Below are 14,836 nucleotides of genomic sequence, written 5' to 3' on the forward strand. Positions count from 1 at the left end.
GAAGCGAACACTAGCGAGTCCCCCCGCGCTCCTCGCGCCCGCCCCCGCAAATTGGACTAGACCACAGGTTGCACACCCTCTCACCTGCGGTGCTTCACGACGGGCGGGAGACGGCGGCGAGGATTTCGGGCATGCGGGCGAGGCCGAGGGCGGAGGCGAGGCGGCGGCCGGCCCAGGCGGCAGTGAGGCCGTACGGCACGGCGAGGAGGCTCCACCAGGCCGCGCCGAGGAGCGGGGGCAGGGCGATGGGGAGGGCGAGGAGGGCGGTGACGAGGAGTGAGCCGAAGGAGCTGAGGAAGGCGATGCCGCCTTGGCCGGGGGCGGCGCCGCTGAAGGAGTTGAGGCGTTCGGGGGTGGTGTACGGCACGAGCACGGTGGTGACGGAGCCGACGGCGAGGCCGACGCCGAAGACGCCCCAGCCGGTGAGGGCGGCCGACCACGCGAAGGTCCAGTCGCCCGCGAGGAGGGCGCCGGCGATGGCGACGGCGGTGATGAGGGGGACGGCGAGTACGACGAGGGCGAGGTGGCGGCCGGCGAGGTCGGTGCGCAGGTCCCGGGCTGTGCCGTACACGACGGCGTTCATCCACAGGGAGCGCCCGTCGATGCCGAAGGCGTTGGCGGACTGGAGGGCGGTCATGAGGGCGCTGAGGCAGGCGGGGAAGTAGACGAGCCACGCGCCTGCGGCTGCGCCGCCGCCCTGGCCGCTGATGGAGAACAGCAGGACGCCGCTGACGGCGACGGCGGTGATCCAGCCGACACGGCCGCGCGGGTCGCGTCGGGCGTATTTGAGCTCTTTGACGACGACCGCGGTGAACGCGCTTTCGGGGAGGACGCGGGCGGCGAGGCTGCGGGAGCGTACGCCGGCGGCCTGGGTGGAGGTGTCGGGGGTGACGAGGGCGCGTTTGAGCGCGGCGATCCACAGGATGCCGAAGACGGCGACGATGAGGGCGACGGCGGCGAGTTCGGCGAGGGCGACGAGGCCGCCGGCGCCGATGGCGTGCCCGGCCATGCCGGCCGGGGTCCAGCGCAGGACGCCCGCCATGTCGCCGATGAGCCGCGGCACGTCGAGGGCGGAGCCCTGGTTGACGACGAGGTTGGGCAGTTGGCTGAGCAGGACGACGAAGACGACGCTGACGGCGGCGAGGTCGCGGCCTCGGCGGCTGCGCAGCGCGCCGGACAGGGCGGTGGTGACGAGGCGGGAGGTGACGATGCAGAGGGCGAAGAGGAGGACGACGGCGACGATTCCGGTGGTGATCCCGGTGGCGCCGACGGCGATCCCGGTGAGGGCGCCGGAGGTGATGATGAGCGTGACGGGGGGCCACACGCCTGTCACGGAGGCGGTGAACATGCCGGCGGCGAGCCGCCCGGTGGTGAGCGGGAGGAGGGCCACGCGGGAGGGGTCGAGCGTGTCGTCGAGCCCGAACATCATCAGCGGGCCGATGGCCCAGGCCACCCAGAACATGGTGAACGCGATGACCACGAGGTCGACGGCCATGTCGGGGGGCGCGAGCCGTACGAGGCCCATGGTGATGAAGCCGATCACGGCGACGGCGACGGCGGCGAGGACGCTGAAGACGAACCCGATCTGGCGGGCGGTCTCGCCGCGCAGGTTGCCGATGATCAGGCGGAGTTTGAGCTTGAAGAAGAGTGCGGCGACGCCTCCGATGCCGAGGTTCACGCCTGTGCCGAGCCCAGCCACGACAGCCCCTCCTCACCGTTGCCGCTGCCGCTGCCGGAGTTGCTCGCGCCGACGAGGTCGAGGAACGCCTGGTTGAGGGTGCGTCCGGCGCGGATCTGGTCGAGGGGGCCTTGGGCGACGATGTATCCGCCGCTCATGACCGATACCCAGTCGCAGAGGCGTTCGACGAGGTCCATGACGTGGCTGGAGAAGACCACGGTCGATCCGGAGGAGGTGTAGCGGGTGAGCACGTCGACGAGGGTGTTGGCGCTGACGGGGTCGACGCCTTCGAAGGGTTCGTCGAGGAAGAGGACCGCAGGGTTGTGCAGGAGCGCCGCGGCTAAGCCGATCTTCTTGCGCATGCCGGTGGAGTAATCGACGACGAGTTTGTCGGCGGATCCCAGGAGGTCCATGACCGCGAGGAGTTCCTCGGTACGCCGTTCGACCTCCGGTTTGGGCAGGCCGCGCAGTTGGCCGTTGTAGTGCAGCAGTTCGCGGCCCGAGAGCCGTTCGAACAGGCGCAGCCCTTCGGGGAGGACGCCGATTCTGGCCTTGACGGCGACGGGGTCCTGCCACACGTCGAATCCGTCGATGTGGATGCTGCCGCCGTCGGGCCGAAGGAGCCCGGTCGTCATGCTGAGGGTTGTGGTCTTGCCTGCGCCGTTGGGTCCGACCAGGCCGGCGAAGCTCCCTCGGGGGACGACGAGGTCCACACCGGCTACGGCGGTCTGCTGCCCGAATCGCTTGAAGAGGCCCTGTGTGCGCACCGCGTCGGTCATATGCGCCAGTCTGGCAGAGGCGCAGGCCAGTGAGGCTGCTTGGCGGACATATCGACCAGCTGGGCGTGTCTTCGGAGGTGTGGCGTGTCTTCGGAGGGTCTCGCACGGATTCCGGCCCTGCCAGAAGTGCGTCTTCGCAGGATGGCTACCCTTGCGGACGAGCGAAAACGTACTGGTAGCGGTAGAAGCTGTGAGGGAAGCGATGAGTGCCGAGGCTAAGCCTGAGGTTCCCGCGGTGGACATCCACACGACGGCGGGCAAGGTCGCCGACCTTGAGCGACGTCTCCACGAGGCGGCTCACGCCGGTTCCGCCCGGTCGGTGGAGAAGCAGCACGCCAAGGGCAAGATGACGGCGCGCGAACGACTGACCGCCTTCCTCGACCCGGGGAGTTTCGTCGAATTCGATGAGTTCGCCCGGCACCGCTCGACGAGCTTCGGGCTCGACAAGGAGCGGCCGTACGGCGACGGCGTGGTCACCGGATACGGAACGGTGGACGGCCGACCGGTCGCGGTGTTCGCGCAAGATTTCACGGTTTTCGGTGGATCTCTCGGTGAAGTCTTCGGCGAGAAGATCGTCAAAGTCATGGATCATGCGCTCAAGACGGGCTGCCCCGTTATCGGGATCAACGACTCGGGCGGCGCGCGCATCCAGGAAGGCGTGGTCTCGCTCGGGCTCTATGCGGAGATCTTCAAGCGCAATGTCCATGCGTCCGGAGTAATTCCGCAGATTTCCTTGATCATGGGCCCGTGCGCGGGCGGCGCGGTCTATTCGCCGGCGCTTACCGATTTCATCCTGATGGTTCAGGAGAAATCTCACATGTTCATCACCGGTCCGGATGTGATCAAGACGGTTACCGGCGAGGAAGTGACCTTCGAGGAACTCGGCGGCGCGCACACCCACAACTCCCGGTCCGGCGTGGCGCACTATGAGGCGACCGACGAGCAGGACTGCCTGGACTTCGCCCGTGCGCTGCTGTCTCACCTTCCGTCCAACAACATGGACGAGGCCCCGGTTTACCCGCTCGACCCGATTCTTGAGATCACCGACGAGGACGCCGAGCTGGACAGCGTGATCCCCGACTCGGCCAACCAGCCCTACGACATGCAGGCCGTCCTCGGCCGAGTGCTGGACGACGGCGAGTTCCTGGAGGTCCACGCGGGATTCGCCCCCAACATCCTGGTCGGCTTCGGCCGCGTCGAGGGCCGTTCGGTGGGCATCGTGGCCAACCAGCCGATGAGTTTCGCCGGCACCCTCGACATCGCCGCCTCGGAGAAGGCCGCCCGCTTCGTGCGCACCTGCGATGCCTTCAACATCCCGGTCCTGACCTTTGTGGACGTGCCCGGTTTCCTCCCCGGCACCGACCAGGAGTGGAACGGCATCATCCGGCGCGGCGCCAAGCTTCTGTACGCCTACGCCGAGGCCACCGTGCCCCTGGTCACGGTGATCACCCGCAAGGCGTACGGCGGAGCCTACGACGTCATGGGTTCCAAGCACCTCGGCGCCGACATCAACCTGGCCTGGCCGACGGCGCAGATCGCGGTCATGGGGGCGCAGGGGGCCGTCAACATCCTCTACCGGCGCGAACTCGCCGAAGCGGCGGACCCGGACGCCGAGCGCGCCCGCCTCATCACGGAATATGAGGACACGCTGGCGAACCCGTACCTCGCCGCCGAGCGGGGCTACGTCGACGCGGTGATCCGTCCCGCGAGCACCCGGGTGCAGATCATCCGGGCGCTGCGAGCCCTCCGCAACAAGCGGGCGACCCTGCCGCCGAAGAAGCACGGCAACATCCCGCTGTAAGGCAAAGCGCTGCAAGCGAGCTGTAAGCAAATCCGGATCCTTCCTGACGATCCTCGCATATCAGGAAGGCTTGTTTACCCGTGGATCTGCGAAAAGAGGCCCTATGGAAGCACCGTACCTGCGTATCGTTCGCGGTGACGCCACTGCCGAAGAGGTCGCGGCCCTCGTCGCGGCCCTGACGGCCAGGGGCGTCGTCTCCAAGGTACAAGTTACACAAAGCCTGGAATCGTGGAGGAATCCGGCTGATCTCATGAGAAAGCCGCTTACCCATGGCCCTGGCGCATGGAGGAGAGCTTCCCAGCCTATTTACAGGTGATGGATCTCCCGAATGGGGTGTCAACTTCCTTGAGACTTGGGACTATCTAGAAAAGTAGGCGTATATAGTCAGCCGACACCTGGAAGCCACCCCGACTCAGCCCCGCGGCATGGAGGACCACATGGCCACCCCGGACCTCGCGCCGCACACTGTTGCGGCCAAATACGCGGTGCTCGTGGATGTCGGCTACCTCTACGCGGCGGCCGGCGAGGTGCTTCTCGGCGCCAAGGAGCGCAAGGAATACCGGGTCGCCGCGGACGAGTTGATCCAAGCTTTGCAAAAGCATGCTGATGATCGCATTCACGGGGAGTTGCTGCGAATCTACTGGTATGACGCGGCCCGAGATCGGGTCCCGACCGTCGACCAGCGGGTCATCGCGCAACTCCCCTGGGTGAAGGTACGGCTCGGCAACCTCAACGCGCGGGGACAGCAGAAGGGCGTCGACGCGCAGATCCGCAGCGACCTCGAAGCCCTGGCCCGCCACCACGCGGTCAGCGACACGATCCTGCTCGCCGGTGACGAGGACATGGTCCCCGCCGTCGAAGCCGCCCAGGCGTACGGCGTGCGCGTCCACCTCTGGGGCGTGGAGCCGCCCTACGGCACCAACCAGGCCGAACGCCTCGTCTGGGAGGCCGACACCGTCGAAGTGATCAGCGCGGACTTCCTGCGCCCCTTCTTCGGCCGCGCCCCCCAGGCGGTTCCCCCCGTCGCCGCCCCGGCGACGCCCTCCCCCGCCCAGGTGTTCGCCGGCCGCACCCCCGCCAGGCCCGCCGCCAAGCAGGTCGGCCAGGTCGCCAAGCTCGGCCCGAACCGCCAGCGCGTGGAAGAGGTCGGCGAGCACGTCGCGCAGAAGTGGATCCTCACCCGAGGCCGCGACAACATCCGCGACCTGCTTCCCGGCCCCATCCTGCCGACCGTCATCGACACCGAGCTCCTCATCGAGGCGGAGAAGGAGCTCGGTCACTCTCTGCGCCCCTACCCGGAGGCCCGCGTGTGGCTCAGAGACGGCTTCTGGGCCAGGGTTTACCGCGAGTTCGACTTGGGTGTCGGGGTCTCGTCGAAGTAGGCCCACAGAGGCTCTCAGCCGCTTCGGTACCCGCCGGGTCCAAGGCCGCCGCGAGCCCCCACGCACATGTCCGAAACCCGCCGGTCCCGCGGGGTGAAGTGCGGATAACGTCGAATCGTGGCTGCTACCGAGCTCGACTTCGACTCCTGCTACCGCGCGGTCAGCGCCCGTGATCCGCGCTTCGACGGCCGCTTCTACACCGCCGTGACCACGACGCGCATCTACTGCCGACCGATCTGCCCCGCCCGCACGCCGAGCGCCCGCAACGTGCGCTTCTACCGGCACGCGGCCACCGCCGAGGCCGCGGGCTTCCGCCCCTGCAAACGGTGCCGCCCCGAACTCAGCCCCGGCGACCCCGGCTGGAACCACCGCGGCGACACCGTCGGCCGGGCACTCCGCCTCATCGACGAAGGCGTCGCCGACGACCACGGCGTCGCGGGGCTCGCCGGGCGCCTCCACATCACCGAACGCCACCTGCACCGCCTGTTCGTCGGCGAACTCGGCGTCGGGCCGCTCGCGGTGGCCCGGACCAAGCGGATGCTGCTCGCCAAGCAGCTCCTCACCGAGACCGCCCTGCCGATCGGCGACGTGGCCTTCGCCTCGGGATTCGGCAGCCTGCGGCAGTTCAACGCGACCATGAAAGAGGTGTACGGCTTCCCGCCCGGCGAACTGCGGCGCGCCGCCCGGGCCGCCGACCCGCAGGCGCGCGCGGAAGGCTCCGCTGTACTGTCGGTGCGGTTGCACCACCGCACGCCGTACGAGGCGGGGGCGCTGCTGGCCTTCCTCGCGGCCCGTGCCGTACCGGGGCTGGAGCGGGTGACGGAGACGGCGTATAGCAGGGTGATCCCCGGCGGTGTGATCACGTTGACTCCGCAGCCCGGGTTCGTACGGCTCGACGCCGCCCTGCACGACGCCCAGCACCTCGCCCGCATCGTGGCACGTTCCCGGCGCCTGCTCGACCTCGACGCCGACCCGCAGTCGATCGCCGCCGTCCTCGGCGCGACCGCCGTCGCCCCCCTCCTCGAGGCCCGCCCCGGGCTGCGAGTGCCCGGGGCGTACGACACGTTCGAGCTCGCCGTACGCGGCGTCGTCGGACAGCAGATCTCCGTCGCCGGAGCCCGCACCATGCTCGGCCGCCTCATCACCCACCCCGGCTTGGGCACCCGCGTGGCAGGCAGCCCCGACCCCGCCCTCACCCACGTGTTCCCCACCCCGGAACGCCTCGCCGAGACAGACCTGACCGGCCTCGGCTTCACCACCCGCAGAGCCCAAACCCTGCGTGTCCTCGCCGAACACATCGCGACGGGCCGCATCGACCTCGACGGCGGCCAAGAACCCGCCGAAGCCCGGGCCCGCCTCATGGAAGTGCCCGGGATCGGCCCCTGGACCGCCGGCTACATCGCCCTGCGCGCCATGTCCGACCCCGACGCATGGCCCGACGGAGACCTCGGCCTCCGCCGCGCCATGCGCCGCCTGTCCATCACCGACGACGACATCGAGCGGACCCGCCCCTGGCGGGCATACGCCGCTCTCCACCTGTGGAGTTCACCATGAGCCCGAAAGTGCAGGCACAGGTCGTGCCGACCCCTCCCGGACCTCTCTCGCTCCTCACCTACGGCGACGACCTCGTCGCCGCCGGCTTCACCGCCGACCCCCAGGAAATGTTCGTACGGCTCCCGCTCACCCTCCAAGCGCACGGCCTCGCGGTCGTCGACGACATCGGCCCGGCGGCGCAAGCCGTACGCGACTACCTGAAGGGCGACCTCGACGCACTCGACGCCATCCCCGTCAGCCAGCCCGGCACCGAGACCCGCCAGCGCCTCCTGGCCGCCCTTCGCGCCGTCCCCGCCGGCACCACCGTCAGCTACGCCGACCTCGCCGAACACGCCGGCCTCCCCCGCACCGCCGCCCGCGCCGCCGGCTCGGCCTGCGCCCAAAACCTCATCGCGCCGTTCGTCCCCTGCCACCGCATCCTCCCCCAGTCCGGTGGCTTCGGCGGCTACTACTACGGCACCCCCGTCAAACAGTGGCTCCTCACCCACGAAGGCGCATAAGCCCACGGGTGCGCTCCCAGGCTCTCACCCGCCTCCGCCGTCAGCGTTTCGACCTCGCAGGTCGTTCGGAGGCCGGGCCTGACCGGCAGGGTCGCGGTCACCCTCCGGCGGTAGCCCGTGGTGGAGGCTACCGCCGTACCGCTCGGGCAGCCGGTGTGGCCGGGGCCGAAGGTCCGCCTTGAGCGGCGGGTCCGTTGGCGTATCGACGGGGGATCGCCTCCAGCACGCGTCGCGGTCGCGGCCCTGCCGGGACACCGCTGCCTTCTCCCGCGGTGCCACTGCCGGCGACCCGCCGGCCGATACTTCTCGCGCAGTCGAGCAGGCCCTCGTCTTGGAGCATGGCAAGGGCCTTGCGGATGGTGGAGCGGTTGCAGCGGTGGAGGCGGGCGAGGTCGAGTTCACCGGGGAGGAGCGCTCCAGCCGGATAGCGGCCTGTGGTGATCTTTCGGCGTATGTCGGCGGCGATGATCTCGTAGCGGTGGTCGCGGACCGGTTGGGCCAGGTCGCGTGGGCGCAGCCTCCAACCTTTGCGGGGTATGGGGGCCACGATGCCGAGTGCGGCGAGTGCCTGCAAGGCTTGCCGTACGGTGAGCCGTGAGCAGCCGAACCTGTCGGCGAGGGCGTGCTCGGAGGGCAGGAGCGAGCCGGGCGGGTAGGCCGCATGGGCGATGCGGTGCAGGATCGCGTGTGCGACTCGCACATGGAGAGCCCGGCCCTGGATCCGGCCAAGAGCGTCGTCCAGGCTCATGTTCAGCAAGTACTCCCCCGGCAGTCGGCGGCCGATACCGAAAGCGGATAGGGAGACATTCCGGTCGGGCATGGTTTCTCCTCGTTCTGAATGGCGTGCGATGTGCGGAGGCCGGGCTGGTGCGGTACGCCAGGCTCCTCACCGAACCGCGCGAAGGGCTTGGCGGGTCCGTCCCGCCGTTGGATCACTCGTTGGTCCATCTCAAGCCGCCTGATCGGGGTCGCGGCAGGGGATACTTTTGGATACGGCAGATATCCCCCGTGTCCATTCGCGAGATGAGTCAGCATGAGCGATATTCCTGCGTGGGCCGTCCGATTGCGCATGAAGCGTCTGGAGAGCACGTTATCCCTGGCTGGGATGGCCACTCGGATTCGAGAAGTCGCCGAAGGCCGACAGCGAGCTCATTTGCCAACACATGAGTCCCTCGTCCGCATGATCCGCTCCTGGGAGGCCGGAAAGCATCGGCCGAGCGAGCCGTATCCTCAGCTGTACGCGCGGGTCTTCCAGACAACCGAGCACGACCTGTTTCACGAGAATGACGCATTTCAGGTGGAAATCGAGGCAGCAGGCGATGACGAACTAGAGGCCATGGAGCTCGCACGGCGTGTTGCCGCAAGCGATATGGGCGAAGAGACGCTTGAACGGCTTGAAATGGCCGTTGATGACCTCGCGGTCGCCTATCCCAGAACACCCCCCGCGGAGTTGCTCCAGCGGGTGCGGCGACACATTTCCTATGTCTCGACGTTCGTCAACGCCAGAATGACCCTTGCGGAGCATCGGCGGATCATCGTGGCCGGCGGCTGGCTGTCCCTGCTCGCTGCGACGTGCCATATCGATCTCCGCCAATTCCCCTCGGGTGCCGCACGTCTCCGCACTGCAATGCAACTCGCGAAACATGCTGAGCATGCCGAGATAGCAGGCTGGTGCCTTGAAACCGAGGCTTGGCAAGCCCTTACGTCCGGTGACCATCGGCAGGCGCTAGCCCTTGCTCAAAGCGCGCAGAGGGTGGCCCCGAAGGGAAGCTCCGCCTATATCCAGGCGACCGCGCAGGAAGGTCGTGCATGGGCACGCCTCGGTGCGGGTCCTGAGACCCGCGATGCCCTTGGCAGGGTTTCCCGGCTCGTAGAGCCCCTCCCCATACCCGACCGTCCCGAGCACCACTACCGGTACGACCCGGCCAAGAGCGACGCCTACACAGCGACCACACTGTCGTGGATCGGGGATCCGGCGGCCGAACGGTACGCGCGGGGCGTGCTCGCTCGTCTGGAGTCAACGACGGACGGCCCGCCCCGCCCCAGGAGGGCGGCCTCCGCACGGCTCGACTTGGCGCTCGCCCTCCTGGCCGCCGATCTGCCCGACGAAGCCGCAGATACCGCTCTGGTCGCCATTACCAGCGGATTGCTGGCACCCTCCAGTTACTGGCGCGCGGCCGAGGTCGTCAGCGCTCTGGAAGCACGCCGCTTGTCTGAGACCGCCGAGCTGCGCGAGGCGTACTGGGAACTGTGTAGGTCTTAAGTGTGAGCCTTGGTCCGGCCCAGATCGCAGATGCCCTCGGCCATCGGCTTCGACGGACGCACGGGAAGGACGGCTACCTGATCCGGGCCCAGCAGGACCACATAGACGTCGCCGGACGGGCGGCAGCCCACCGAGCCGCGGTCGGCTCGACCCGGATCGATAATTTCCTTTGAAATGCGTCTACAAACGCCGCCATCGACAAACTAAGCCAATTCCTCGCAGGGGCGACGAGCGCTCTCGGCTTTGCATCGACCGAGGGCTTGACAACGTCACTTCGATCCCTTATGGGACGATGAGGACCGGAAAGGCGATCATGCAGACTGCTTCTCGAAGAGTGACCACGCATTGGCTGTTCATCCCTTGGAGACACAGGAAGCCGGAGAAAGAACTTTAGAGGACTCTCGGGTGCTGCGTCGCCAAGCAGCAGGCAGGCACCGTTCCCGATTCCACAACTTCAGAGACCGGACTAAGGCTACCCTCTTCCGCCAAGCCGAAGTCCCAATCATCCCAGCTCAGAGCACTTCTCTCAGGCAAGCAATCAAGCAGGACCAATTCGCCACAAAAGCCGTAGATAAGTACTTATACTTCGCCTTATGGATCGCAGTGGCGCCAGCAAGGCTCAGCCCTCTTCGGACGACCCCCCATCCCGCGAGCCCAGCCTTCACCAACTGCGGCTATTTTTAGTGCTGGCCGAAGAACTCCATTTCGGTCGCGCCGCCCAACGTCTGTTCCTGACGCAGCCAGCACTGAGCCAACAAATCCGGGCATTAGAGGACCGACTGCGTGTCAACCTGGTGCAGCGCTCCTCCCGTCGCGTGGATCTCACCGCTGCCGGCCGGGCTCTGGTACCCGAAGCGCGTGGCGTCGTGGCGGCTATGGACCGCTTTCGAACTATCGCCGCCACCCACGCGCGGCAAGTGCGAGGCCATTTGAGGATCGGAGCCATCGGCGGTGAGGCATTCATGCCATACGCGATCGCCATCCTCGCCGAACTCTCAGCCCGGCACCCTGCCATCACCGTGGAGATCCGCTCCATGAATTTCGTCGAGCAAACTTATGTCCTGCACCGCAGAGAGGTCGACGCTGCGTTCCTCCGGCCCCCTCTGCCGCCCGGGGTGCGGAGCCTGCACCTGGCGACAGGGCCCCGCGTCGCCTGTCTACCCGCCGACGACCCGCTGGTGGCTCGGGCACCGCTGACCTTGGCCCAGTTGTCCGACCACGTGGTGGTCGATGTCCCGATCCCGGAACTTCGGGAATGGTGGGACTACTGGACGGTCAACCCCCGCCCCGACGGCAGGCCCGTACGCTATGGACCCATGGCCGGGGACATGGATGCGCTGCTGTCAGCCGTCGCCCGTGGCCAGGCCATCGCCTTCCTGCCCGCCGAGGCTCGCTACGACTACACCCGCCGTGGCGTCTCGTACGTCGATGTCACGGATCTACCCCTCTCCACGTCGGCCTTGGCCTGGCTTACCGACCATGACCACCCCCCTGTCACCGCTCTGATTCAAGCGGCGCGCGCCGTGCTGCAGCGCAACTGAAAAGTAGGCATTCAGCAGCTCTGTGACGCTGCGTGAGCCTGGCTGGTCAGGCGAGTTTGCCGATGGGGGGCGTTCAGAGGTTGCCGCCGTGGCGCTTGTGCTTGCCCGACCATCAAAGGTCGTAGCCGCCAGGGCCGGGAGCGGAACACCGATCGGTCTCGATCAATGCGCCGTCCAGATTGACGTGCGCCAAGCCCTTCGCCTTGGCCGCCTCCAGCGCCCGTTCCAGCGCTGTACCCCCGTGCTATTACCTGCATCCATAACTAATCGTCTACCTATCCGGCCATCTTACTTATAGCCGGGATTCTTGCACCTTTCGTTAGGGCGTGGGACTGTTCCGGCAGGGCACCCGGTGGCGATTTCATTGGTGCGATCAAGGCGCGAAAGGAGGAGTTCGCTCAAGAAATCGCCACCTTCATAATCGCGGATCCCGCAGCACTCCCAACGGTCTTTTCGCCGTATCCGCCTAAGCAAATACCAGAGAAATCGTTTTCCTCAGGGCCGTATCACGCGGCTACGAGGTCGAGTACACCATCTAGAACGAGGAGATTCGTATGCGGAAAGTGGTGAGCAGGGCCTTGCTCGCAGCGGCCCTGCTGGTAACGGCACTCGTTGCGGTGCCCGCACCCGCATTTGCAGGCGGCTGGGGAGCCACCGTCACGGAGTACAACGCCGACGGCCGGGCCGAGAGATTCTGGGTCGGCAGTGACGGCGCCGTTTGGCATGCCTGGGCGTCGACCCCCGGCGGACCGATCAACAGCGGAAACTACAGCCTGGGCGGCCACGTCACCTCCGGCGTCGGAGTCACCCGCAACCAGGACGGCCGCCTCGAGATCTTCGGCCGCGCGGACGGTGGGGACCTGAACCACAAGTGGCAACTCTCACCAGGCGGTAGCTGGAGCGGCTGGGCCTCGCTCGGCGGCCAGCTGCGGCCCCGCACTGGCGTGTACGCGGACTACTTTTCCAGGAACGGCGGCACCATCCGGGTGAAGGTGACCGGCGTCGATGGTCGAACCCGCTACAAGTGGCAGCTCGCACCGAACTGCTGTTGGGGTGACTGGGTGTAAGCCCGGCGCGGCTGGTAGTGGACGCCACGTGTAGGACTCTGCCGTCCTGGTCAGCCTCGGCCAGGACGACCAGGTTCGGCCGGCGAGCAAACAACGAACGACCAGCGTGATCAACATGCAGTGAGGAAAACTGTCGAGACGGTCAACGAGTAACAAAACCCCAGGCCAGCAGCACTGGCCTGGGGTTTCTCTCAGGTGCGCCGTCAGGGACTCGAACCCCGGCCCCGCTGACGCTTGCTGATCGTTCAAAATGAGGCCTGGAGCCGAGGTACGCCACGCGCACCCACGCCCGCACGGACGCGCCGGTCGAACCGCGTGCGGGCAAGCTGCCGGTGGTGCTTTTCGGTTCAGGGGACGGCGGGCCGCGCACGCTGGGCACCACCCTGGTCGAAGATCTCGCCTCGCGCGGCTACCTGGTCGTCACCATCGACCACACCTACGAAGCCGACCAGGTGGAGTTTCCCGGCGGACGCCTGGTGCGCGCCCTGCCGCTGCCCGCGAAGCTGACGCCGAAAGTCATCGCCAAGCTGCTGGCCAAGCACGCGCGGGCGCGCATGGCGGACATGCGCTACGTCCTGGACCAGGTCACCGCCCTGGCCCACGGCCGCCCGATCAGCGGCAAACTGCCCGAGGGGATGCTCGGCGCGCCCGACGCCTCGCGAGTGGGGGCGCTGGGACAGTCGCTGGGCGGGTCGGTCGCCGCGCAACTGACCCGCGACGACACCCGCGTGGACGCGGGCGTCAACCTTGACGGCGCCTATGTCGGCCCGATCGCCGTACGCGGTGTGACCAGGCCGTTCCTGCAACTGGCGGCCGAGACCCACACGCGTGAGAGTGAGCCGAGCTGGAAGTCGTTCTGGCGGGCCTCGACCGGATGGAAGCGGGAGCTTCGCTTCAAAGGCGCGGCCCACGGCTCGTTCACCGACCTGCAGCCGCTGCTGCCGCAGATCGCGGCCAAGCTCCCCAACGTGCCGCTCGCGGACTACGTGGGCACGATCGATCCCGGCCGTTCGGTGGCGGCCCAGCGCGCGTACGTCGGCGCCTTCTTCGACCTACACCTGCGAGGCAAGCCGACCCACCTGTTCGAGAGCCCCGACACCCGCTTCCCCGAGGTTGCCCTCATCCCCTGACCCCGCGGGGTCCACGGCTCCGCTCGTAGTAGGTGTTGGTGAGGTAGAGCCCCGGCAGAGCTCGCGTCCCGGGCCCGAACATTCGGACATTAGGGGTAAAACCTACGTGCCATGTGGCACAAATTCCCCCCTTTACACACCATAGTCGTCATGATTTACTGCTCTTGACATTGGCTAGAATCGGAATTCTGCGGCATCGCCATACCTTATTAAGGATGTGGGGTATTGAGGCTTAAGAAGTTACTCCATCTGGCTGTTGTTTCCGCCGGCATCGCGGCAACAACTCTCGTCTCCGCCACACCGGCACAAGCGGCCACCTGCGCCAGTGGCCACTGGTGCCTCTGGACTGACCGCTGGTTCACGGGAACGAAATATCAGGGATACGGAAGCCAAAATCCTCTGCCGGAGCCGATCAACGACGACACCTTTTCGGTCATCAATAATTCTTCTAAAGCAATCCGCATCTATCGTTCAGCAGGATTCTCGGGCTCATACACGTGCGTCCAGCCGGGCGACAGCATCGACGACCTTACTGTCTTCTCAGTAGGACGGTTCGGGTCATCTGTTAAACGGGGCAGCCCGGATAGGTGCGGCTGGAGCATGTCTGACAAATGATCACGCCGTTTGCGCTTGAATGATCTTTCATGGTGAGACGTTGGCGAGCTGACCGACAGCGCCTGGCGGCGGATTGAGCCGCTCCTGCCCGCCGCGGACGGCCGAGGTCGCCCGCAGCGGGACCACCGCCAGGTCATCGACGGCATCCTGTGGCGCCTGCTCACCGGAGTTCCCTGGTCATTCCCGGGCGCCGGGACCATATCGCCAACCGCTGGCGCAGGGCCTGCGCAAGGGTAGCCGTGAAGGCCGCCCCTATGCTTTCGACGCCGAGGTCTAGAGGCAGCGCAAGCTGGTCGAACGCTGCTTCGCCAAGCTCAAGCAGTGGCGGGCGATCGCGACACCGTTGGACAAACTCGCCGACCGCTATCTCGCGGGTTTCGTCGTCGCCTCGCTAAGGCTCTGGCTCCGTCAAGCCGAAATGCCAGCCAGGCCCCAGCTAGACTAGCTGAACTTCGGACTGAGGAGCGAAGCCAACGCTTTCAGGACCATTGCTGCATGTAATGCGCATTATGGCCAATCTATTCTT

14 protein-coding genes are annotated in these 14,836 nt (G+C 67.1%); 11 read left to right on the top strand and 3 right to left on the bottom strand.

Translation table 11 applies throughout. The features are described from left to right. Nucleotides 1-94: 94 nt before the first annotated feature. Nucleotides 95-1,699 carry a hypothetical protein gene (locus tag BLQ73_RS08680; RefSeq protein ID WP_245690903.1) on the bottom strand — a complete coding sequence of 535 codons (1,605 nt, stop codon included), beginning with the start codon at nt 1,697-1,699 and terminating at the stop codon, nt 95-97. Further along, nucleotides 1,675-2,457, bottom strand: a complete 783-nt coding sequence (locus BLQ73_RS08685; protein WP_093169846.1) for an ABC transporter ATP-binding protein — start codon at nt 2,455-2,457, stop codon at nt 1,675-1,677. Before BLQ73_RS08685 ends, BLQ73_RS08680 begins: the two co-directional genes overlap by 25 nt. A 202-nt stretch (nt 2,458-2,659) precedes the next feature. Here BLQ73_RS08685 and BLQ73_RS08690 point away from each other — a divergent pair, with 202 nt between their 5' ends. From BLQ73_RS08690 to BLQ73_RS08710, 5 genes are all read left to right on the top strand, one after another. Next, the gene (locus BLQ73_RS08690) at nt 2,660-4,258 is read left to right on the top strand and encodes an acyl-CoA carboxylase subunit beta (RefSeq protein WP_093169847.1); all 1,599 of its coding nucleotides are present in this window, start codon (nt 2,660-2,662) and stop codon (nt 4,256-4,258) included. A gap of 103 nt (nt 4,259-4,361) precedes the next feature. Next, entirely contained in the window at nt 4,362-4,574 is a 213-nt protein-coding gene (locus tag BLQ73_RS08695) for an acyl-CoA carboxylase epsilon subunit (RefSeq protein WP_093169848.1), read from the top strand. A 121-nt stretch (nt 4,575-4,695) separates the two neighbouring features. Next, nucleotides 4,696-5,640: an NYN domain-containing protein gene (locus tag BLQ73_RS08700; RefSeq protein ID WP_093169924.1), complete on the top strand. Its 945-nt coding sequence runs from the start codon at nt 4,696-4,698 to the stop codon at nt 5,638-5,640. 117 nt (nt 5,641-5,757) lie between these two features. Beyond that, nucleotides 5,758-7,194, top strand: coding sequence for a DNA-3-methyladenine glycosylase 2 family protein (locus BLQ73_RS08705; RefSeq protein ID WP_093169849.1), 1,437 nt, complete (start codon nt 5,758-5,760; stop codon nt 7,192-7,194). Continuing rightward, nucleotides 7,191-7,694 carry a methylated-DNA--[protein]-cysteine S-methyltransferase gene (locus tag BLQ73_RS08710; protein ID WP_093169850.1) on the top strand — a complete coding sequence of 168 codons (504 nt, stop codon included), beginning with the start codon at nt 7,191-7,193 and terminating at the stop codon, nt 7,692-7,694. Before BLQ73_RS08705 ends, BLQ73_RS08710 begins: the two co-directional genes overlap by 4 nt. A gap of 127 nt (nt 7,695-7,821) precedes the next feature. Here BLQ73_RS08710 and BLQ73_RS08715 read toward each other — a convergent pair whose 3' ends face one another. Next, nucleotides 7,822-8,514 carry a GntR family transcriptional regulator gene (locus BLQ73_RS08715; RefSeq protein WP_093169851.1) on the bottom strand — a complete coding sequence of 231 codons (693 nt, stop codon included), beginning with the start codon at nt 8,512-8,514 and terminating at the stop codon, nt 7,822-7,824. A gap of 213 nt (nt 8,515-8,727) precedes the next feature. Between BLQ73_RS08715 and BLQ73_RS08720 the strand changes: the two genes are divergently transcribed. From BLQ73_RS08720 to BLQ73_RS33110, 6 genes are all read left to right on the top strand, one after another. After that, the gene (locus BLQ73_RS08720; protein WP_218125674.1) at nt 8,728-9,957 is read left to right on the top strand and encodes an NsdA family TPR-like regulatory protein; all 1,230 of its coding nucleotides are present in this window, start codon (nt 8,728-8,730) and stop codon (nt 9,955-9,957) included. 593 nt (nt 9,958-10,550) lie between these two features. Beyond that, nucleotides 10,551-11,498, top strand: coding sequence for a LysR family transcriptional regulator (locus tag BLQ73_RS33890; RefSeq protein WP_093169852.1), 948 nt, complete (start codon nt 10,551-10,553; stop codon nt 11,496-11,498). Nucleotides 11,499-12,052: 554 nt separating this feature from the next. Beyond that, nucleotides 12,053-12,565, top strand: a complete 513-nt coding sequence (locus tag BLQ73_RS08730) for a DUF8189 domain-containing protein (RefSeq protein WP_093169853.1) — start codon at nt 12,053-12,055, stop codon at nt 12,563-12,565. 257 nt (nt 12,566-12,822) lie between these two features. Further along, nucleotides 12,823-13,695, top strand: a complete 873-nt coding sequence (locus BLQ73_RS08735) for an alpha/beta hydrolase family protein (RefSeq protein ID WP_143020179.1) — start codon at nt 12,823-12,825, stop codon at nt 13,693-13,695. Between the two features lie 225 nt (nt 13,696-13,920). Then, nucleotides 13,921-14,310, top strand: coding sequence for a peptidase inhibitor family I36 protein (locus BLQ73_RS08740; protein WP_093169854.1), 390 nt, complete (start codon nt 13,921-13,923; stop codon nt 14,308-14,310). A gap of 48 nt (nt 14,311-14,358) precedes the next feature. Continuing rightward, nucleotides 14,359-14,547, top strand: coding sequence for a transposase (locus BLQ73_RS33110; protein ID WP_218125684.1), 189 nt, complete (start codon nt 14,359-14,361; stop codon nt 14,545-14,547). Nucleotides 14,548-14,836 lie beyond the last annotated feature (289 nt).

It is taken from the genome of Sinosporangium album (assembly GCF_900100605.1).
Lineage (GTDB): Bacteria > Actinomycetota > Actinomycetes > Streptosporangiales > Streptosporangiaceae > Sinosporangium > Sinosporangium album.